The organism is Streptomyces sp. NPDC005485 (assembly GCF_040606085.1).
GTDB lineage: Bacteria > Actinomycetota > Actinomycetes > Streptomycetales > Streptomycetaceae > Streptomyces.
Map to the genome: position 1 here is coordinate 1 of NZ_JBEXDZ010000105.1, position 17,750 is coordinate 17,750.

Here is a 17,750-nt window from a genome sequence, read left to right on the forward strand (position 1 = left end):
CAGGGGACTGCCACTGTGAACCAGGCCGACAAGAAGCCGGGGCATTTCCAGCCCGTCTCGCCTCCCGGGCTCGTGCAGTCCGGGGTGGACCGCCCGGACGAGGCAACGACCCCGCTCACCGGCCGTCTGAATCACTTCAAACACCTGGATTAGCACTCACGTCACCCAGGCCGACCGGCAGAAGCCGCGGCCGACACAGCCGATCTCACCAGCCGGACAAGTATGCGCGGAGAGGTGCCAGGGCGGCGTCCTGCAGTGGTCTTGGTCGGCCGCGGTCCGTTCTGTGGGTCAGACGGGAGCGGCGGGAGCTTTCGGCGGTCGACGTCACGCGCGCGGCACATCAGGCGTTGTTGCCTGGCCTTGCTTCGCTGCATACGACGGCGTGAGCACGTCGATCGTCTGTGAGGCCAATGCCGTGGGTGGCACGATGAGTTGGGACGAAGGGCGGGGTTTCGTGCGCGGTGAGGACAGGCGGCAGATTCAGACAGCGGTCCTGGGCGGGGCGGGCTTGGATGATCCGTTGATGCTGCCGCTGGAGGCGATCGAGTTGGACGCCTTCCGGCGTCGGCACGAGCACGACACGTTCTGGTGCGGGCTGCTGCTCGGAGGCTGCGGCCTGCGGCTGACGACCAAGCTGTACACCGATCGCGTGTGTTCCCTGTCAAGTCCAGCATGTTGAGCCCACCCGTAACGCCGAGCGGGAGTTCGCACGGACGCCTACGCGAGCCCGGTCTACTTCATCCTGGACGAACCGGTGGTCGGTGAGCCACACGGCCAGCCGGCACCAGGTCCCGATCGTCTGGCAGAGCGTCTTGGGTGCCTGGCGTGAGCGCCAGGTGGGATGACGCTCACGCAGGAACACGGCGGGCAGTTCGCCGTTGATCAAGTTCCAGGCGGACGGACGCATCGCACACAAGGGGGAGAAGGCGCCCATTCAGGCCAGTCGGCGGTGGCACGTCAAACGCACTCACGCGTGGCAGAGCGCCTTTCACCGTCTCGCCTGGTGCTACGAGCGTCGCATCATGTCGGCAGACCGGCGGAGAGGAAAGGAGCAAGGAGCGCGAACAACGCGTCGGGGCGGTCGAGGGGGATGATGTGGCCGCAGTCCTGGAGATGGTGCCCGATCAGGTTGTCTGCGAGGGGACGGAGTTGGCGTTCGAGCCCTGTGCCGACGGGGTGAGAGCCGACTGCCATGGTGGGCATGGTCAGCCGAGCCGTCGCGACGGCGTCCTGGATCTGCTGCGCGCTGGTGGGCAGGGCCCTGTAGTAGGAGAACGCGCAGCGCAGGGCCTCGCCCCCGGTGTACGCGTGGACGAAGGCTGCACGGATGCCGTCGGGTACTCCTCGCCCGAGCGTCCCCGAGTCGAGGAACCAGTCGATGTACGGGGCCTCGTTGCCGGCCAGGACGGTCTCGGCGAGGCCGGGGACGGCGTGGAAGCCGAACCACCATGGGGCACCGCCCGCGATGACGTGCTCTGCTCCGGGCAGGTGGCCGAGCAGTGCCTCCATCACGACCAGGCGTCGGACGAGGCGGGGTCGGCGCAGCGCGAGCAGGACTGCGGGGGCGGTGCCCGCGTCGATGCCGACCACCGCTGCCGAGGGTTCGCCGAGCGCGTCGAGCAGCCCTTCGGCGTCGGCGGCGAGGGTGCCTGCGTCGTAGCCCTCGATGGCGCGTGCACTGGCGCCGAAGCCTCGAAGGTCCGGGGCGATGACTCGGTACTGCCCGGCCAGTCGGCCCATGATGCCGCTCCAGAGTTGCCAGGTGTGCGGGAAGCCGTGCAGCAGGAGAACCGCGGGTCCGTCCCCGGCGATTGCGACATTGAGTTGGACGCCGTTCGTCGTGATGCGGCGCAGGTGGTGTGCGGTGGTGACGGGCATGACGGCTTCCCCGGGCTGGTTACCATTGGTGACCACAGAACGATAGGTAACTGCCCGATCGTTTCCTAGACAGCACTTTCAGGGAAGGTGGTGAGCCGCAGGTGACCACCCGAGGAGCCCGGGCCGCCGGTCGCGGGGCACGCGGTGATCTGTTCGATCCCCATTGCCCGACGCGGCAGTTGCTGGACCGCATCGGTACGAAGTGGACGTCCATGGCCGTCAAGACGCTCGCCGATGCGGCACCGGAGGAGGTGCGTTTCGCGGAGCTGAGACGCCGGATGCCCGGGGTCTCGCAGAAGATGCTGTCCGTGACGCTACGAAGCCTGACCCGCGACGGGTTGGTGTCGCGGCGGGTCGAACCGACCGTGCCGCCGCGCGTCTTCTACCGACTCACTGGACTTGGACTGTCCCTGGAAGCCGCGCTTGCGGGGCTGCGGACCTGGGCGGAGGAGCACATGGCCGAGATCGAGCACGCCAACGAAGCCGCCGACCAGGAGGCCAATGAGGCGCGCGAAGATCGGCCCCAACGCCGAGCGTGAGCCACCAGCTCGCCGGACCTCGCTGGTTCCAACAAACGTCTCCAGGCTCACAGGTGCGGCGCGTACGGGGATGTGAGGGGAACCGGGGGCGTCGATTCCGCCGTCGTCGAGGACGTCGGATCTGCGCCGAAGCACTGTAGGGGTGTTGGAACCCGGTTCTGCGGGGCCGCTGCCGAGAGGGAACCGGCCACCGGCCGGGATCATTTGAGAACACAGGGAGGGCATCACATGCGTCGACTCAGTCAGTTCGCCGTGCCACCTGCGGCTTTGCTACTGATCCTGGCAGCGACCGCCTGCAGCAAGGAGGAGGCCAAACCTCCGCCTCCTGGCACCAAACTGTGCGGCACCATGGCAAGTTGGTGGTTCGACGCGACGGGTGACAACGATCTCTCGGGCAGACTTCGTGGCGAACTGCCGCTGAAGAACCCCACACAGATGCAGTACACCACCGCCACGGCGACCTGCTTCGTGTACTCGGGCAAAAAGCAGATCGGAAGCTTCCTCGCCAGCGTTCCCCCCGCGGACAACGTCACCAACGCCGCCGCACAGATCGCCGAGCGACCAGTAGACAGGCGCTTCACCAGCGCCGGAGGCAAGGGAATGGTGGAACCGAACTCCAAGGACGACGGCGCGGAAGCCTGGTGGACCTGCAAGAGCGCCCTCCTCGACATCAAGGTCGAACGGCTCAAGGACGCCAAGAAGCGCGTCGAACTGACCAAAACCCTGGGCAAGCGGGTAGCCTCCGTCGTCGGCTGCCCCCGGCTCGTCCCCGCGCGGTCCGACTGAGCCAAACCGCGCCGCGGACAGACGCAGCATCAGACACGGCCGACTTTCCCAGGTCAAGGCCCGCCAACCGAGCCCGACGCCGTCGACCGTTCCGGCACGCCGGCACGAGGGCCGCCTGACCGATGCCGTCCGAGGTGTACATCGACGTGGCGTGGCTTCTCGGCGGAGTTCCTGCCCAAGGCTCTGGAGGTCAGCGACTTCTCCGGCCTGGTTGCCGCGGTCGCCCGCCACAAGGTCAACGGAAGCGTTGTGATGACCGGCGTGAGTGCCTTGTGGTTCATGCAGGTCTCCGGTTGAGCTTCCGGTATGCGACCAGCCGACCGAACATTTTCTGCAACGTCCTTGACCGAGGGCCCGCTCTGGTGCGCGCCCGTGAGAAGCCGACCATCGCCGTGATCACCCCGACCGGCCTGTCCTGATCGATTGCCGTACCCGGAAAAGCGGTATGAGGGCCTCGTGACCAGGAGGACGTTTCTGGCAATGGATGGTTGCCCCGAACGGTCTGCAGGTTGATCCCGACCTCATGCACCAGGCCGACCACGTCGGCGGGTCCTTGGGGGTCACCGCTCTCCCCGGTGGCTTCTGCTGCAGCCTTCAGCAGGCGGGCGGCCAGTTCCGCAAAAGCCAGCAGGTCCGGGCCACGTGCCGGGCGGCTGATGCTGTGTAGCAGCGGGTGCAGCTACGCGAGGGGTAGCGCGTCCGGCCCAGCCGCGGAGTGCCAAGTCAGCTTGACGCTTCCTCCCGTCTCCGGTCATCGCCGGCTGTGGCGGGGATGGCGTTGTCGATGAGGACGGCGGCGATGGCGGCGGCGGTGGGGAAGGCGTCGGCGTTGAGGACCCGGGTGCGCGCCGCGGCGCCGTCGATGAGCAGCGCGAGCTGCTCGCCGAGCTGTTCGGGGTCGGCGGCGCCGGCTTCGCGGGCAGTGTCGGCGAGCCGCGCGGCGACGGCCTTCTTGTAGTCGCGTGCGTACTGGGACGCGGGGTGCTGGGGGTCGTGGAGTTCGACGGCGGCGGCGATGTAGGGGCACAGGGGGGTGGTGGGGTGGATGTCGAAGGCGGCGAGGAGCCGTTCGCGGGGCGTGAGGTCGGTGCGGTCGAACACGCCGGACAGAACGGAGGGGTCGAACCGGCGCAGGTACTCGGCGACGAGTTCGTCCTTGCCGGCGAAGTGCTGGTAGGCCGTGCGCTTGGACACCTCGGCCGCCGCGCAGAGCTGGTCCATGCCGGTGCGGTTGATGCCCTGCTCGCGGAACAGCTGCTGGGACGCGCTGAGGATGCGCTCGCGGGCGCCCCGGCCTCGGCGGCGGCCCGTGGGGCCCTTCTCCAACTCCGTCATGGGTCCACACTACCCGCTTGGGTAACGACCGGTGTACATAGTTGCGCCCTGGCCGTCCGCTCCGTACGGTAAGCACACAGGGCGGTGTACATAACACGGTCACCCCAGGTGCGCACGGCACCACCGATCCAAGGGAGCGACGATGGGAAAGCTTGACGGCAAGGTCGCGGTCATCACCGGCGGCACCACCGGCATGGCGCTGGCCGGAGCGAAGCTGTTCGTCGACGAGGGAGCGCACGTCTTCATCACCGGCCGCCGCCAGGACGCCCTGGACGAGGCCGTCAAGCAGATCGGCCGCAACGTCACCGGCGTCCAGGGCGACGCCGCCGACCTGGGCGACCTGGACCGCCTGTACGACACCGTCAAGCGGGAGAAGGGCAGCCTCGACGTGCTGTGGGCCAGCGCCGGCGGGGGCGAGCCCGCCCCGCTCGGCGAGATCACCGAGGCCCAGTTCGACACCTGGTTCGGGCTCAACGCCCGCGGCACCCTGTTCACCGTCCAAAAGGCCCTCCCGCTCTTCAACGACGGCGGCTCCATCCTCATGACCGGCTCCAACGCCTCCCTCGGCGCCTTCCCCGGCTGGAGCGTCTACGCCGGCAGCAAGGCCGTCCAGCAGGCATGGGCCCGCATCTGGCTCAACGAGCTCAAGGACCGCCGCATCCGCGTCAACGTCCTGACCCCCGGCCAGGTCGCCACCGCCAAGCAGGAAGAACTCTTCGACGAGGCCACCAAGCGCCAGTTCGAGTCCCTCATCCCCCGCGGCCAGATGGGCCGCCCCGACGAAATCGCCACCGCCGCCCTCTTCCTCGCCTCCGACGACTCCAGCTACGTCAACGGCATGGAACTCGTCGCCGACGGCGGCACCACCGCCATCTGAACCGAACAACCCACAACCAGGACAGGACATCTCATGAGCAACATCAGCATCATCGGCACCGGAAACATGGCCCGCACCATCGGCACACGGGCAATAGCGGGCGGCAACACCGTCGAGGTCATGGGCCGCGATCAGTCCAAGGCCACCGACCTGGCCAAGGCTCTCGGCGACGGCGCCACGACCGGAGAATGGGGCACCGCCCCGGCCGGGGACATCGTCATCGTGGCCCTCTTGTACGACGGTGTCGTGCCAGCCGTCGCCCAGTACGGAGACGCTCTCGCGGGCAAGGTCATCGTCGACATCAGCAATCCCTTCAACTCCACGTTCGACGGTCTGGCCCACCGCGAGGAGACCTCGATCGCGCAGGAAGTCGCCAAAGCGGCCCCGGCCGGCGCCAGCGTGGTGAAGGCGTTCAACACCGTCTTCCGTCAAGTCCTGGAGAAGGGCCGGCCCGACGTCTTCATCGCCGGCGACAATGCGCAGGCCAAGGCAAGTGTCGAGGCGTTCATCGAGAGCCTCGGGCTGCGCCCGCTGGACGTCGGCGGCCTGAAAATGGCGCACTGGCTGGAAGGAGCGGGCGTAGTCACGGTGGGCCTCGCCAGCCACGGGGTAGGGAACCTGGACTTCGCCCTCGGCATCACCGAACTTCCCGCCTGAGCAAACAATTGACGGATCACCGAAAGAACTCGCCAAGGAAGCTTGGTTTCACACTTCCCCTCGTCGAGCCCACTATTGAGGGAGCTGTTCGAAGTCCCAAACCACCGGCACAGGAGCCCTGCTGGTTCCCCATCCTGCCGCACTCGACCTCCCGCACACCCTGGTCGAGTGGGTCACGATGCTCATCGTCACCGTGAGGTGACAGGCGCTGCAGACTCCCGCCGCACCGGCGCGCACTCGTCGCGCTGGTGTATCTGCACCACCACGACACCCTCGCCCCGGCCAGACTGCTTGATCACATGTGGTGTGTGCACCGACGGCCTAATCCGGGTCGATTGTCGGGTAGGTGCTCAGCATGGTGTTGAAGTAGCCCTCTGGGGCTTCTTCGAGGTAGTCCAGCACATTCTCCAGGAAGGCACGCAGAGGTGGGAGCGCGTTGTGCCGGTCCAGGTCTTCCTGGGAACGCCAGACTTCATACAGGAAGAATCGGCCGTCTTCATGCTTGTGTAGGTGGTACTGCAGGTTTCCCTCCTCCTGCCGGGTGGGTTCCACGAAGGAGGTGAGGATCTGCCTGACCTCCTCGGCACGCTCCGGCTTGGGCCGCAGGAAACCGTAGAGGGAGAGGGGCGTTTGCGTTGTCGTCATAGGGCCAACGCTAGAATCTGCCATTGATGTGAGATTCAAGTCCGTTGCAGGTGAGGTGGGTCACATGAAGATCGGCGCGCTGGCTCGCGTGACGGGCGTCAGCGTTCGCCTGCTGCGCTACTACGAGGAGCAGGGTCTGCTCACCTCGTATCGGGCGCCTGGTGGTCACCGCCACTACACGGCCGACGCTCCCACCACAGTCGCTCAGATCCGCACTCTGCTGGCCGCGGGACTCCCCACGAAAGTCATACGTGACCTCATGCCCTGCCTCCTTGGTGACGGCCCCGAAGTCGACGCCTGCGTCCTGGGCCATCTGCAGAAGCAACTAAATGATCTGGACACCCGCATCGCCGACCTGCAAGAGGCCCGAGCATCGCTCAACGGCCTCCTCAACGCTTCAATGCAGGCATCCTGGACGATGCCCTCACTCGCCTGACGAGCCGGGCGATCGCCGCAGTCGGCGCGCCCCTCCGTCACCCGCCGCTTCTGCGACCCGCCCTGGTGGAGCAGAGCGCGGAAACGCAGCCGAGCAAACCTGACAACACGTCATTCCGGCCCTGTGAACGTTCGTGGCCAACGCACTGGCTGCACCACAGTCTGACCGTCGAACGGTCGCAACTCGACCGGGTCGAACGTCGGCTGTGCCAGTGAGTCGGACAGCCTGGCAAGGTCGGGACGATCCTGTTCGGGGACACCGACGGCGAGGCGGTCAGACGGGAGCGGAGGCGGGCCGCGCGGGTGTCCTGGGAAGAAGCCCGGGGGAGTCACAGGCACAAGCGGCAGGCTCTTCGCCGGCCGCTACGGATACCAGCCGGTCGCTTCCGGCCCTGCCAGGTCGTAACCCAGAGGTGTCGCGACGTGCCTGACGGTCTGTCCTGTGCGCAGGGTCCGGATCAGACCGGTGCGCCGCAGAACTGCGGCGTGCCGACTGGCCACGGCATTCGACACGCCGAGATGTGAGGCCAGTTGGCGTCCGCTGACACCTCCGGACGTGACGATCGCTTTGAGGGTTTCTGCTCTGCCGATGCCCAGCAGTGAGCGAAGGGCCGTCAGTTGACTCGGTTCAGCCCGCGGCGGAGTGCCGGCAGGGATCCGCACGGTCAGGTGGCCGTCGGCGGGCTCGGCAAGGGTGACCCGCCGGCTGAGGTCTACCGCTTGGATCTGCAGCGCGCGCCCGCCGAGTTCCAGGTCGGCATCGAAAGCCGTCGGTACTTCCAGGACGCCGCGGCGCAGGGCGATGTTTCCCGGCACCGCGGCGGCCGAAGCCTGGGTTGCCGGCCACCTCACCACCATCCTCCACGGCCAGGCCGCACGCGCCGCCACCGAGATCACCAGCGAGGCCGACCAGACCGGGCTGCACGGCACCCGGCGGGAGGGCGTCGACGCTTGCGTCCGCTACCTCACCGGGCACCTCGGTCAGCTCCGCTACGACACCGCCCTGGCGGCGGGCTGGCCGATCGCCACCGGCGCGATCGAAGGCGCCTGCCGCCACATCGTGGGCGACCGACTCGACATCACAGGCAGTCGCTGGGGCCTCAAGGGAGCCGAGGCCATCCTCAAACTCCGGGCCCTGCAAGACAACGGCGACTTCAACACCTGCTGGGCGTTTCACCTCGCCCGCGAGCACAAACGCCTCTACCTCACCCCCGACCAACACGACTACGGCCTCACGGCCTGATCAGGAACGTCCCTACAGGCGAGCCACACCCATCTCCGATCCGCCTGGAGCTTCCGTCCGTTCGCTTGCCAGGTCCGCGCTGGGGGTGTAGGCAGCGGTCTGTCTGGGCTGCGGCACCGAGGCAAGGCGAGAGGGGCATCCATGGGGATCCAGGAGCGGTGGGAGAACAGACAAGGGGACCTTGCAGCACGCGGAGAGGCGCAAGAAGCAGAAGCCACTCAGCGGTGGAATGAACACGTCGAGCGCATGTGGAGCGCCATCGTCGAACAGGCCCGTAAGGCCTTCGACCGAGGTGATGGGTGGTTTGAGACTGAAGTCGAGCAGCGCAGCGTAGGCGGCTTGAATCCCTATGGAGCTACCGGGCAGGACTTCGGCATACCGCCTTTGGCCAGGAACAAGCTCGATCACCCCAGCGTTCCGCATTCCCCCCGGAGCGACCTGCTCTCACAAATCGAAGACGCCGGTTGGAAGCTGCACACCGCTCAGTACGTCTACGTTCAGCTCGGTGAGGAGTCGCGTGACAAGTGGCTGTCGTCGGGGCAGCGAGTGGCGATCAAGGGGAAGATCATCGGTATGTACCTTTTCCAGAGGGCCTGAGGCATCATCCTGCCGGGCCGTCCCTGGGCCGTCCCTGGGCCGTCCGACGTCGCGCCGAGGCCACCCAACGACGACCGACAATTACAGCCGAGCCGTGGCCGCCAGTAGTGATCCCCCAGGTCACAGCCCCCGGCCATACCCGTTTCCACTCCGCCGACCGCGACTGTACGGTGTGGCCTGGGGCGGCCGCGTGCACTCACCTGCAATCCCGCTCCGGCGCACTACCCCCCCGGGGAAACCGCCCGGAGCAGGGAAAGGCAATCTCTTCCGAAGTCCGTGAGGATCCACATCTCGGTTGGATCGTCCTCGCTCATAGCAACTCTGGCTATGCCGTCATCTTTGATAATTCCCTCGGTGGCGAGACGAGCGATCGAGGCGTCCAGCACCTTAGCAAAGCCGGGGAGTTCAGTGAGGATCTCCGGGCGCCTCCACCCGGGGAAATGCTCTTGATACCAACCTTCTGGCGTCGGGTGTGTCTCCTTGGCGAGGACTTCGAGGAGCTTGACCTCAGGGGCCTCAATTCCTGCGAGGCCCCGCACGCGGAGGCGCTCCGCGTCGACTGAAGCCTCGTCACGCACCCCGCGCCCCAGGCACCTGCCGAGGGCAACAACCTTTTCTGCAAGGGGTGTCTCCATAGCGGCCTCAACGGTCTCCGACATCAAAGCCAGCAGATCTGGGCTGGTCTCGATCGTCTGAACAAGACGGTTCAGAGACCGCTGAAGCTCCTCTGAGCCCGCTTGAAGAGCTCGTGCCGCTCGCTCCTCGCGACGCGCACGCTCTCTCTCGATGAGTCCAAGGACCGGGGCGTCAAGGTACTCCTTCAGGGCCCCAACGGCGATGCCGGCTAGTGGATTGAACATCCCGACTGTCGCAACGATTACGCCGGTTGCCGCCTTGACGCCCGCCTCAGTCGACGGTCCTGATTTGATCTCATGTGCTTCGTGGCCCATGTGGGCAATGCTAGTGAGCAGTAGCTTCGACGTAGGCAGGTCAGAAACGTCAGTTGTTGTACAGCAGCGTAGTACCGCAACCCCGCAACCGCCTCGACCGGTAGCCTCCCTCTCGGGCCCCGCAGCGGCCGGAATGGTCACTGCTGACCTATCCGGCAAGGGCTACGGATGGTGTTCTGCCCTAACGAGCTCGTGCATGGTTGGCGGTGGCACTTCGAGGGGTGCGAGCTGGTCAGGTGTTCACCCTTGTTCATCGGGAGAAATTGTCAATACTTGTGGATGGCTCATTAGCAACGGTAGTTGGTGAGTACCGAGGCATACTGTCCGCCGTGGCGACATATGACTGCATCGGTGCGACCTACAATCACACGCGACGCCCCGACCACCGGATCGCTGTCAAGATCCACGAGGCGCTCGGCGATGCAGGCATCGTCATCAACGTTGGTGCTGGCGCTGGTTCCTACGAACCACCGCAAACGGTGCTGGCGGTTGAACCCAGTTCAGTGATGATTGCCCAACGTCCGGCCGGATCTGCGCGGGCCCTGCAGGCATCCGCCGAGTCGATTCCCATTGCCGACGACTCGGCCGACGCGGCGATGGCCCTGCTGACCGTGCACCACTGGAGAAACCTGGAAGCCGGTATCGGGGAACTCCTCCGGATCGCCCGGCAGCGTGTCGTCATCTTCACGTGGGACCAGGCCGTCTTCCGCAGGTTCTGGCTGCTGGACGAGTACCTGCCGGAGGTAGCCGCGTTCGTCGACGCACGCGCGGTCCTGATTGACCGGCTGATTGCGCTGCTCGGAGGCGCCCGCATGGAGACGGTCCCGATCCCGCACGACTGCACCGACGGATTCGGTGCCGCCTTCTGGCGCCGGCCTGAGGCATACCTCGATCCGGAAGTGCGGGCCGGCATATCGATGCTCGCCCAATCCGGCGAGGAGGTCCTTCGCCGGGGCCTGGACCGGCTGTCCAGCGACCTGTCTTCCGGCCTGTGGCACGCACGCCATGCTGACCTGCTCGACCGCGAAGCAGCCGATGTCGGCTACCGGCTTCTCGTCGCGGATCTTTAGGAACAGGCGGGCGACCCGACTCCGCCCTCCGGCAGATCTGTGCTTCTGCAGTTGGACTTGTTCATGCCGCGAGGATCTCGGGTCGTTCGACAAGGTGGCCGCGTTCGAAGCGGGCCCCGGCGCGGACGAGAGCGACGAGATGTGGTGCGTTCACGGCCCGCCACCGGGCCTGGGCGGACTCGATGAGCTTGAAGACCATGGCCAGTGCGGCGGCCCGGGAGCCGGCGCCTTTGGTGACCTTGGTCCGCAGTCGCACCGTGGCGAAGGTCGACTCGATCGGGTTGGTGGTCCGCAGGTGGATCCAGTGCGCGGCGGGGAAGTCGAAGAACGCCAGAAGTTCGTCCTCGTCGTCCGTGATCCGCTTGACGACCTTGGGGTGCTTCGCCCCGTAGGCCCGCTCGAAGTCGCGGACGGCCCTGACCGCGTGCTCCTTGTCCTCGGCGTTGTAGATCTCCTGGATTGCACGCTTGGCCGCAGGCTGGGCGGACTTCGGGAGGGCCAGGACAGGACAGGCAAAGGCGGGCCAGGCGCCAGCGGCGAGGAACTTCACCCGAGGCGCGCCTCCTTGCTCTCGAACGGTCATCGGTGTTCGCCCGTATGACGCCCTGCGGCTGACTGGCATTGTTCCGTGAATCCTTGTTCACGTGGCGTAGCAACTCCCTTACCGACCATGCTGGTTGGCCTCCCCGGTCGGCGGTTCGGCACTTCCATGGCCACCCGCCTGCCCTGCCTCCTCGGCGTCCTCGACGCCCACCATCCCGGCGTCGGCCTCCGCGAAGCCCTTGAACGCTGCCTGATGCTCGACCGCACCTGCCGGGACGCGTCGTTCGAACTCGCCCTCGGCGACCTGCGCCAGGCTCTGGAACAAGACCACTACACGCCCATGGCCGAGCAACTCCGCAAAACCCGTGACCGGCTGGCCGAGCTGATCACTCTCGATCCCGACCGCTTGGACGCCCAGCTCTACCACGCTGCCTTCGAAGCCGTCCTCGGCCTGTCCGCCCCCGACGCCCCCACACGCGTCCGCACCGCCGCATCCACCCTTCGCGACACCCTCCATCGCTACCGGGACTATCGCTACCGCACACGCATCCCGGCCTGGGGACGGCCGCGCCAGAACGACGTCATCGCCTGGTCGGGACTCACTGTCGTGCTCGACGGTGCTGCCGCACACCTCGCGGACGACGAACCCTGGTACGAGGGCGGCCACGACATCCTCGCGGCGCTGCTCCGCGCGTACGTCGGCGTCCCGCGAAGCCCAGCGAGACTGCTCATTCTCAAGGGCGGGACCATCATCTTCGCCTTCACCTGCCCCGAACCGCGGCCCCGAGCACCATTCTCCCGCCCTCGGCCAAGCCGCATCACTGCGATCTGGCGCAACTGCTACGCGGAGGGACTATCTGTGGCCGGGGACGGAACCGCGTCGGTGGTGGGCGCTGAAACAATCCCGGTGGAGATGCGTGCCTTGCGCCATGGCAGGAGCAGCGCGCTCGCCATACACAGCAGGCCAGCGATGAGCAGCGCGCCGCGTACCCCCGCTGCGGCGGCGATGAGCCCACCGGCGATCATGAAGGCGGCCTGGCATGTCTTCGAGCTGACGGACCAGGAGGTGCCGACTCGGGACATGAGAGCGTCCGGTGTGGCAGCCATGCGATACGTGGTGAACGACGGGTTGAAAACCCCGGCTGAGAAAAGCAGGCCGAAGTCGATGGCCACGATGACGAACACGCCGAGGGCACCGGAAGGCGTCAATGGCAGCAGGATCGTCCATAGGGAGCGTGCGACACCGGAGGCGAGCAGAATGCGGCGCTGTCCGAGGCGCCGGGTGAGCGGCGGGGTCAGGCGTGAGCCCAGTACGCCGCCCAGGCACGGCAGTCCCAGGGCGAGTCCGTACTGCCACGGTGCCAGACCGAGGCCGTCCAGCATGAGGACGGCCATCAGCGGTGACGTCATCATGATGGAGCCGCCGAAGAGCAGAGAGTTGAAGAACAGCGGGCGCAGCCCTGGATGGTGCAGGAGGTACTGCCAGCCGGCGGCGGTGTCGCGGCCCAGGTGGGGCGTGGCGGCGCGGGCCGGTGGCGCGGGCTCCGGCTGTCGGATGCGGCGGATACCCAGGGCCGATCCGAGGAACGACACGGCGTGTCGGCGTACACGTGAACGTACACAGCCGCGTACGGATGAACGTGCTCAGTTCTTGATGCGGTGAGGTCGGCGCGTCGGCAGTCTGCTCCTGTGTCTTCGGGGTGGCAGAGAGGCGGCTGACGGTGGTTCTGGACCCGCATCGCTGGCTGGAGTTGAGGCGTTTTCGCGGCCTTTACGAGTCCGGGGCGATGAGTCTGTCGGAGATCGCCAAGGCGACTGGGCTGAACCGTCGCACGGTCAGTAAGTACCTGTCGGGGCAGGCGCCGGTCGCGCCGCCGAAGCGGGCGCCGAACGGGAAGCCGAAGGCTCGGGTGGTGGATGAGGTCGCGCCGCTGATCGACGCGATGCTGCGGGCCGAGATCCTCATCAAAGGGGCGGTGGTCCACGAGCGCCTGGTCAAGGAGTACGGCTTCACCGGCAATTACCAGCGTGTGAAGATCTACCTGCAGGAAGCCCGGCCCCGGATCGCGGACGAGCTGGGCATCAGCTCTGGTGAACTCGCGGGTCTGCACCGCCGGTTCGAGGTCGTCCCCGGTGCTCAGGCGCAGGTCGACTGGGGCGACGAGGGCAAGGTCCTCGCCCATGTCGGGATCCCGAAGGTCTATTCGTTCCACATGACCTTGTCCTACTCGCGTGATCCGTTCTGCTGCTTCACCACCAGCCAGGACCTGGCGACGTTCTTTGACTGCCATCGCCGCGGGTTCGCGCACTTCGGCGGGGTGCCGATGACGATCGTCTACGACCGCACCAAGACGGTGGTCCGTCGCCACGTCGCTCCTGGTGAGGCGGTTCCGCTGCATCCGGAAGCGGTGGCCTTCGCCGGGCACTACGACTTCGACATCGACGTCCTGGCCGCCTACCGCCCGACCGGGAAAGGACGGGTCGAGCGCCAAGTCCTGATCGTCCGCGATCATGTTCTGGCGGGCCGGGCCTTCTCTTCAGTCGAGGAGATGGACGCCGCGTTCACCGCCTGGGTGCCGATGCGGCGGGCGAAGGTCCACGGCACCCACGGCGAGGTCATCGGCCATCGCGCCGTCCGTGACCACGTGGCCTTGCGGCCGCTGCCACAGACACCGTATGTGGTCGCCCAGCGGCATCTGCGGCACGTCGGCAAGGACTGCCTGGTCGCCTTCGACGCGAACCTCTACTCGGTGCCGGCCCGCAGAGTCCGTGCCCGTCAGCTGGTCGAGATCCGGGCCACAAAGTCGCAGATCAGCCTGCACTCCACCATCGCCGACGCCAACGGCGAGACCCTCCTGGCCGTCCACCCGCGGGCTGTTGGCCGCGGCGCCCGCATCGTCGACGACAGGCACTGGGACGGCCTGCCCAAGGGCGACAACCGGCGCGTCACCACCGGCGACGTGATGCCCCAGCCCCGCCACCGGGACGCCTTGGGCGAGGAAGCCGGACCGCTCAAGGCCCTGCTGAACAGGTCCGCCGCCAGCCGCATCGAGGTCAGCCGGCGCCCGTTGTCGGTCTATGACGAGCTGACCGGCACCCGCCCCTTCACCACCAATTCGACGACGAGGGAAGCCCGTTGAGTCAGCTGGTCACCGCCCGCATCCGCAGCACGGCCGCCAAGCTCGGCCTGCCCCACCTGGCCGAGAGCCTGAACCAGTACGCCGAGCGGGCCGAGGAGGGCAAGCTCGGTTACCTCGACTTCCTTGACCTGGTCCTGGCTGAAGAGCTTGCGGTCCGCGATGACCGGCGTTTCCGGCAGGGCCTTCGACTGTCGAAGCTGCCGCACCACAAGACGCTGGACGACTACGACTTCTCCTTCCAGCCCGAACTCGACCCGCGCAAGGTCAAGGACCTGGCCACCCTGTCGTTCATCGAGGCGAAGGCCAACGCAGCTCTTCTGGGCCCGCCTGGAGTGGGCAAGACACACCTTGCCGTCGCCCTGGCCGTCGCGGCCTGCCGGGCCGGGTTCTCGATCTACTTCACCACGCTCGACGACATGGTCCGCCAGCTGAAGACCGCCGAAGCCGCGGGCCGGCTGACCAGCAAGCTCCGTTCCTACCTGCGGCCCAGCGTTCTCGTCGTCGACGAGGTCGGCTACCAGCCCCTCGAACGCGCTGAGGCGAACCTGGTCTTCCAGGTGATCTCCAAGCGTTACGAGAAGGGCTCGATCATCCTGACCTCGAACAAGACCTTCAGCGAATGGGGCCAGGTCTTCGGCGACGAAGTCCTCGCCACCGCGATCCTCGACCGCCTCCTGCACCACTGCGACGTCATCGCGATCAACGGCCCCAGCTACCGGCTGAAGAACCGACTCGCCGCCATCGAGCGCGAGACCGACGTTGCCTGAGAGCTCAGCACGTTTATCTGTACTTGGCTGAGCACTTCAGGGAGTACGCGGACAGCAAACCCAGCACCCCCTGGGCGGCCCGGAGCCGGTAGAGCGCGTTGACCTCCAGCAACAGGTCGATCACCTGGCGGCAGGTGTCACCGACCTCGGATGCTTGGCTGCGGCACCACATCGGCGTCCGCATCTGGAAAGCGATCTTCTCCGGTGGATAGTCGCCGGCGTCGGTGCGTTTGCCCTGCTCAAGTGCCGCATGGGTCTTGACCAGTTCGCCCTCGTGGAAGACCTGGACCATGGTGGCTGTGGAGCGGACATCGACCTTGCGGCCGATCAGTTTCCAGGGCACCGAGTAGAGGGTGCGGCCGACCTTGATGTGTTCTCTGAACTCGGTGGTGAGGGGTCAGCGAACTCAGTCGTCACCATGATCAAGGAGGAGGCGGGCCAGTCTGGGAAGGCGGGCGTGCATCTCTGAGGCGTCGTCGAAATCGAAGCTCTCACCCATATCAGCTGGTTCACGGTCGGTTCGGGGGCCCCGGAACTGGTCGTAGTCGTCGTAGAAGGTGCAGTCGTCCTCGTCGCCGTTGAGGCGCTCGTAAGCGTGGGAGGCTGCGTAATTGACGGTTTCGTTGAACAGCGCCTCGTCGCTGCATTCGGCTGCCGCGGCGATGACGTCAGGATGTTGGGCGAGAACATCGGGTGCGGTGGCGGCCCTGTCGTACCACTCTCGGCCCTGGGCGATGAGGCCGGCGCGGAAGTCCATGAAGGCGTCGTCGGAGCAGCCTCCACCGATCAGATAGCCGGCAGTCCACACGTCCCAGCGGTAGATCGCCCCGTGGAGCTGATCGAAGCACTGCTGGTATTCAAGGATCGTCTGCTTCGAGGTCGCCGCGAGCCGCTCGACCAGGGCCGATGCGAACGCTTGGCCCGGGTCTCCGGAGGCCGAAGCGGCGTCGGTGCGTGCCGTTTCGATGACGGTCCAGAATTCGTCGATGTTCATGGCCGCACCCTCTCACCTGGCCCTGACAGCCGACTCCGGTGGCCGGTCGTGGTAGTGGGCATGGGGAGGTCAACGGTTCGCGGAACCCGCCGGTCGATCTGCGCGAGCTTGTCGTCCGCTCCCGCGAGGGTGATCTGGAGCCCTTGGACCTCGCCAAGCCAGCCCTCTCGCTCGGCCTCCGCGATGCGGGCGATGATGTTGTCGCGAATGTCGACGATCCGGGCCCGTTGAGCCGGGTCGGGCCAGTGCATCGAGCATCGCAGGCAGGCTTCTCTGAACTTGCGGAGGTGACCTCAGTCTGGGTCCGTGGCATGCCACCCGGCGGTGACGCACCCTTCTTCCCAGTGCCACCATCCCTTGGCCTCGCCGTGTTCCAGCAGCTTGCGGATCCGGCGAAGGTCCGCGGACGGTGGGACATCCAGCGCGACCATCCTGAACTGCTCGATTCCCTCGCCCGTGGTGCCGAGTCGATGGAAGGTCTCCAGCACGGTCTGCCGTGCAGCCTCTGACCCACCGTCCTTCAGCACGATTAGCCGAATGGTGCAGTTGTTCGATGACCGAACCGTCTCTCCGGCCCACCACAGGCCGTCCTCGTCGACCTGCACTCTGATGATGTCGTCGCTCGCGACTCCTCGGACGAACCACGGGGTGTTGTCGAGGCGGACGGTTCCATCGCCCAGGTCCACCGCCCACAGGCTTTCGATGCTTGCGGGCGGCCAGCCGTCCTCGTCCACCTCCATTCGGAAGTGGAGCTTCACGTGGTCGTCGCTGATGTTGGTCACCGCGCCATCGTTGCTGGCAGTCGGCAGGATCGGAAGCGTCAACATCACGAGCACGGATCTGATCGGGAGACGGTGTTCCGAGGAACACCGTCGGTGAGCTGCGGTCGTGCCGGGCGTTGAGCTGGACGAGCTTGTCCTCGGCGCCGGCGAGGCTGACGCGGAGCCCTTCGACCTCGCCGAGCCAGCCTTCACGTTCGGCCTCGGCGATGCGGGCGATGAGGTTGTCCCGGATCTCCTCGAGGCGGGGGCGTTGCGCAGGGTCTGGCCTGAGGAGTGAACACCTGACACAAGCGTGCTCATGAACACAAGGGGTTGAGAATGCGCGGCCGCAGGTACCGACCGACACCTTGCGCTTCTCGAAGTGCGCCAGGAAGGCGTCCCACTCCTCGTCAGTGGGGGTCCGGTATTCTTCGCTGGGACGGGTGGCCCGGCGGCGTGCGATGAACGCCCTGTGCGCCTCGATCGTCTCGGCCGGGTAGACGGCTAATGGTGCAGTCGGGTATTGGAACTGT

General features: G+C 66.6%; 21 protein-coding genes and 4 pseudogenes. 14 read left to right on the forward strand and 11 right to left on the reverse strand.

The features are described 5' to 3' along the window. The first annotated feature begins 382 nt into the window (after positions 1–382). Positions 383–679, forward strand: coding sequence for a hypothetical protein (locus ABZS97_RS29305; RefSeq protein WP_356142322.1), 297 nt, complete (start codon positions 383–385; stop codon positions 677–679). Positions 680–899: 220 nt separating this feature from the next. Beyond that, positions 900–1,022, forward strand: a pseudogene (locus tag ABZS97_RS29310) (IS5/IS1182 family transposase); the annotation flags it as partial. Here the strand turns inward: ABZS97_RS29310 and ABZS97_RS29315 are convergent. Further along, entirely contained in the window at positions 1,021–1,878 is an 858-nt protein-coding gene (locus tag ABZS97_RS29315) for an alpha/beta hydrolase (RefSeq protein WP_356142324.1), read from the reverse strand. The pseudogene ABZS97_RS29310 and the gene ABZS97_RS29315 sit on opposite strands and share 2 nt — an antisense overlap. Before the next feature lie 101 nt (positions 1,879–1,979). Between ABZS97_RS29315 and ABZS97_RS29320 the strand changes: the two genes are divergently transcribed. After that, positions 1,980–2,417, forward strand: coding sequence for a helix-turn-helix domain-containing protein (locus ABZS97_RS29320; RefSeq protein ID WP_356142326.1), 438 nt, complete (start codon positions 1,980–1,982; stop codon positions 2,415–2,417). A gap of 228 nt (positions 2,418–2,645) precedes the next feature. Beyond that, positions 2,646–3,203 carry a hypothetical protein gene (locus tag ABZS97_RS29325; RefSeq protein WP_356142328.1) on the forward strand — a complete coding sequence of 186 codons (558 nt, stop codon included), beginning with the start codon at positions 2,646–2,648 and terminating at the stop codon, positions 3,201–3,203. Positions 3,204–3,926: 723 nt separating this feature from the next. Here ABZS97_RS29325 and ABZS97_RS29330 read toward each other — a convergent pair. Then, entirely contained in the window at positions 3,927–4,538 is a 612-nt protein-coding gene (locus tag ABZS97_RS29330) for a helix-turn-helix domain-containing protein (RefSeq protein ID WP_356142330.1), read from the reverse strand. Between the two features lie 142 nt (positions 4,539–4,680). Between ABZS97_RS29330 and ABZS97_RS29335 the strand changes: the two genes are divergently transcribed. From ABZS97_RS29335 to ABZS97_RS29345, 3 genes and pseudogenes are all read left to right on the forward strand, one after another. Then, positions 4,681–5,415 (forward strand): SDR family oxidoreductase, encoded by a 735-nt coding sequence (locus tag ABZS97_RS29335; protein ID WP_356142332.1) that lies wholly within the window; start codon positions 4,681–4,683, stop codon positions 5,413–5,415. A 33-nt stretch (positions 5,416–5,448) separates the two neighbouring features. After that, positions 5,449–6,072 carry an NAD(P)-binding domain-containing protein gene (locus ABZS97_RS29340; protein ID WP_356142334.1) on the forward strand — a complete coding sequence of 208 codons (624 nt, stop codon included), beginning with the start codon at positions 5,449–5,451 and terminating at the stop codon, positions 6,070–6,072. A gap of 121 nt (positions 6,073–6,193) precedes the next feature. Beyond that, positions 6,194–6,347: pseudogene (locus ABZS97_RS29345) on the forward strand (IS5/IS1182 family transposase); the annotation flags it as partial. A 46-nt stretch (positions 6,348–6,393) separates the two neighbouring features. On the opposite strand, the gene ABZS97_RS29350 reads toward ABZS97_RS29345, so the two are convergent. Beyond that, the gene (locus tag ABZS97_RS29350; protein WP_356142336.1) at positions 6,394–6,717 is read right to left on the reverse strand and encodes a putative quinol monooxygenase; all 324 of its coding nucleotides are present in this window, start codon (positions 6,715–6,717) and stop codon (positions 6,394–6,396) included. A 64-nt stretch (positions 6,718–6,781) separates the two neighbouring features. On the opposite strand from ABZS97_RS29350, the gene ABZS97_RS29355 reads away from it, so the two are divergent. After that, positions 6,782–7,153, forward strand: coding sequence for a MerR family transcriptional regulator (locus tag ABZS97_RS29355; protein WP_356142338.1), 372 nt, complete (start codon positions 6,782–6,784; stop codon positions 7,151–7,153). Between the two features lie 362 nt (positions 7,154–7,515). On the opposite strand, the gene ABZS97_RS29360 is transcribed toward ABZS97_RS29355, so the two are convergent. After that, positions 7,516–7,968 (reverse strand): hypothetical protein, encoded by a 453-nt coding sequence (locus ABZS97_RS29360; protein WP_356142342.1) that lies wholly within the window; start codon positions 7,966–7,968, stop codon positions 7,516–7,518. A gap of 169 nt (positions 7,969–8,137) precedes the next feature. Between ABZS97_RS29360 and ABZS97_RS29365 the strand changes: the two are divergent. Together ABZS97_RS29365 and ABZS97_RS29370 are read left to right on the forward strand one after the other, a co-directional pair. After that, a pseudogene (locus ABZS97_RS29365) lies at positions 8,138–8,395 on the forward strand (ISKra4 family transposase); the annotation flags it as partial. Between the two features lie 141 nt (positions 8,396–8,536). Further along, positions 8,537–8,992 carry a hypothetical protein gene (locus ABZS97_RS29370; protein WP_356142344.1) on the forward strand — a complete coding sequence of 152 codons (456 nt, stop codon included), beginning with the start codon at positions 8,537–8,539 and terminating at the stop codon, positions 8,990–8,992. Positions 8,993–9,213: 221 nt separating this feature from the next. Here ABZS97_RS29370 and ABZS97_RS29375 read toward each other — a convergent pair whose 3' ends face one another. After that, positions 9,214–9,942, reverse strand: coding sequence for a hypothetical protein (locus ABZS97_RS29375; protein ID WP_356142346.1), 729 nt, complete (start codon positions 9,940–9,942; stop codon positions 9,214–9,216). A 329-nt stretch (positions 9,943–10,271) separates the two neighbouring features. On the opposite strand from ABZS97_RS29375, the gene ABZS97_RS29380 reads away from it, so the two are divergent. After that, positions 10,272–11,012, forward strand: coding sequence for a methyltransferase domain-containing protein (locus tag ABZS97_RS29380; RefSeq protein ID WP_356142348.1), 741 nt, complete (start codon positions 10,272–10,274; stop codon positions 11,010–11,012). A 61-nt stretch (positions 11,013–11,073) separates the two neighbouring features. On the opposite strand, the pseudogene ABZS97_RS29385 reads toward ABZS97_RS29380, so the two are convergent. From ABZS97_RS29385 to ABZS97_RS29395, 3 genes and pseudogenes are all read right to left on the reverse strand, one after another. Beyond that, a pseudogene (locus ABZS97_RS29385) lies at positions 11,074–11,517 on the reverse strand (transposase); the annotation flags it as partial. A 156-nt stretch (positions 11,518–11,673) separates the two neighbouring features. Beyond that, a complete protein-coding gene (locus ABZS97_RS29390; RefSeq protein ID WP_356142350.1) occupies positions 11,674–12,222 on the reverse strand; it encodes a hypothetical protein in 549 nt (182 codons plus the stop codon). 173 nt (positions 12,223–12,395) lie between these two features. After that, on the reverse strand, positions 12,396–13,148 hold the full coding sequence (locus ABZS97_RS29395; protein ID WP_356142352.1) for an MFS transporter: 753 nt from the start codon (positions 13,146–13,148) through the stop codon (positions 12,396–12,398). 128 nt (positions 13,149–13,276) lie between these two features. Between ABZS97_RS29395 and istA the strand changes: the two genes are divergently transcribed. Together istA and istB are read left to right on the forward strand one after the other, a co-directional pair. Next, complete coding sequence (gene istA, locus ABZS97_RS29400; protein WP_356142396.1) at positions 13,277–14,695, forward strand: IS21 family transposase; 1,419 nt, start codon at positions 13,277–13,279, stop codon at positions 14,693–14,695. Beyond that, positions 14,692–15,462, forward strand: a complete 771-nt coding sequence (gene istB / locus ABZS97_RS29405) for an IS21-like element helper ATPase IstB (RefSeq protein WP_327579963.1) — start codon at positions 14,692–14,694, stop codon at positions 15,460–15,462. Before istA ends, istB begins: the two co-directional genes overlap by 4 nt. Before the next feature lie 13 nt (positions 15,463–15,475). On the opposite strand, the gene ABZS97_RS29410 is transcribed toward istB, so the two are convergent. From ABZS97_RS29410 to ABZS97_RS29420, 3 genes are all read right to left on the reverse strand, one after another. Then, entirely contained in the window at positions 15,476–15,805 is a 330-nt protein-coding gene (locus tag ABZS97_RS29410) for a hypothetical protein (RefSeq protein ID WP_356142354.1), read from the reverse strand. Between the two features lie 63 nt (positions 15,806–15,868). Next, complete coding sequence (locus ABZS97_RS29415) at positions 15,869–16,456, reverse strand: DUF4240 domain-containing protein (protein ID WP_356142356.1); 588 nt, start codon at positions 16,454–16,456, stop codon at positions 15,869–15,871. Positions 16,457–16,749: 293 nt separating this feature from the next. Then, complete coding sequence (locus tag ABZS97_RS29420) at positions 16,750–17,283, reverse strand: DUF4265 domain-containing protein (protein WP_356142398.1); 534 nt, start codon at positions 17,281–17,283, stop codon at positions 16,750–16,752. Between the two features lie 61 nt (positions 17,284–17,344). On the opposite strand from ABZS97_RS29420, the gene ABZS97_RS29425 reads away from it, so the two are divergent. Beyond that, complete coding sequence (locus ABZS97_RS29425; protein ID WP_356142358.1) at positions 17,345–17,515, forward strand: hypothetical protein; 171 nt, start codon at positions 17,345–17,347, stop codon at positions 17,513–17,515. The last annotated feature ends 235 nt before the right edge of the window (positions 17,516–17,750 follow it).

Coding starts and splice junctions, on each gene's coding strand:
- ABZS97_RS29340 (WP_356142334.1), top strand. CDS start 5,449: ATGAGCAACATCAGCATCATCGGCACCGGAAACATGGCCCGCACCATC.
- ABZS97_RS29330 (WP_356142330.1), bottom strand. CDS start 4,538: ATGACGGAGTTGGAGAAGGGCCCCACGGGCCGCCGCCGAGGCCGGGGC.
- ABZS97_RS29420 (WP_356142398.1), bottom strand. CDS start 17,283: ATGTTGACGCTTCCGATCCTGCCGACTGCCAGCAACGATGGCGCGGTG.
- ABZS97_RS29315 (WP_356142324.1), bottom strand. CDS start 1,878: ATGCCCGTCACCACCGCACACCACCTGCGCCGCATCACGACGAACGGC.
- ABZS97_RS29350 (WP_356142336.1), bottom strand. CDS start 6,717: ATGACGACAACGCAAACGCCCCTCTCCCTCTACGGTTTCCTGCGGCCC.
- ABZS97_RS29415 (WP_356142356.1), bottom strand. CDS start 16,456: ATGAACATCGACGAATTCTGGACCGTCATCGAAACGGCACGCACCGAC.
- ABZS97_RS29325 (WP_356142328.1), top strand. CDS start 2,646: ATGCGTCGACTCAGTCAGTTCGCCGTGCCACCTGCGGCTTTGCTACTG.
- ABZS97_RS29370 (WP_356142344.1), top strand. CDS start 8,537: ATGGGGATCCAGGAGCGGTGGGAGAACAGACAAGGGGACCTTGCAGCA.
- ABZS97_RS29375 (WP_356142346.1), bottom strand. CDS start 9,942: ATGGGCCACGAAGCACATGAGATCAAATCAGGACCGTCGACTGAGGCG.
- ABZS97_RS29335 (WP_356142332.1), top strand. CDS start 4,681: ATGGGAAAGCTTGACGGCAAGGTCGCGGTCATCACCGGCGGCACCACC.
- ABZS97_RS29355 (WP_356142338.1), top strand. CDS start 6,782: ATGAAGATCGGCGCGCTGGCTCGCGTGACGGGCGTCAGCGTTCGCCTG.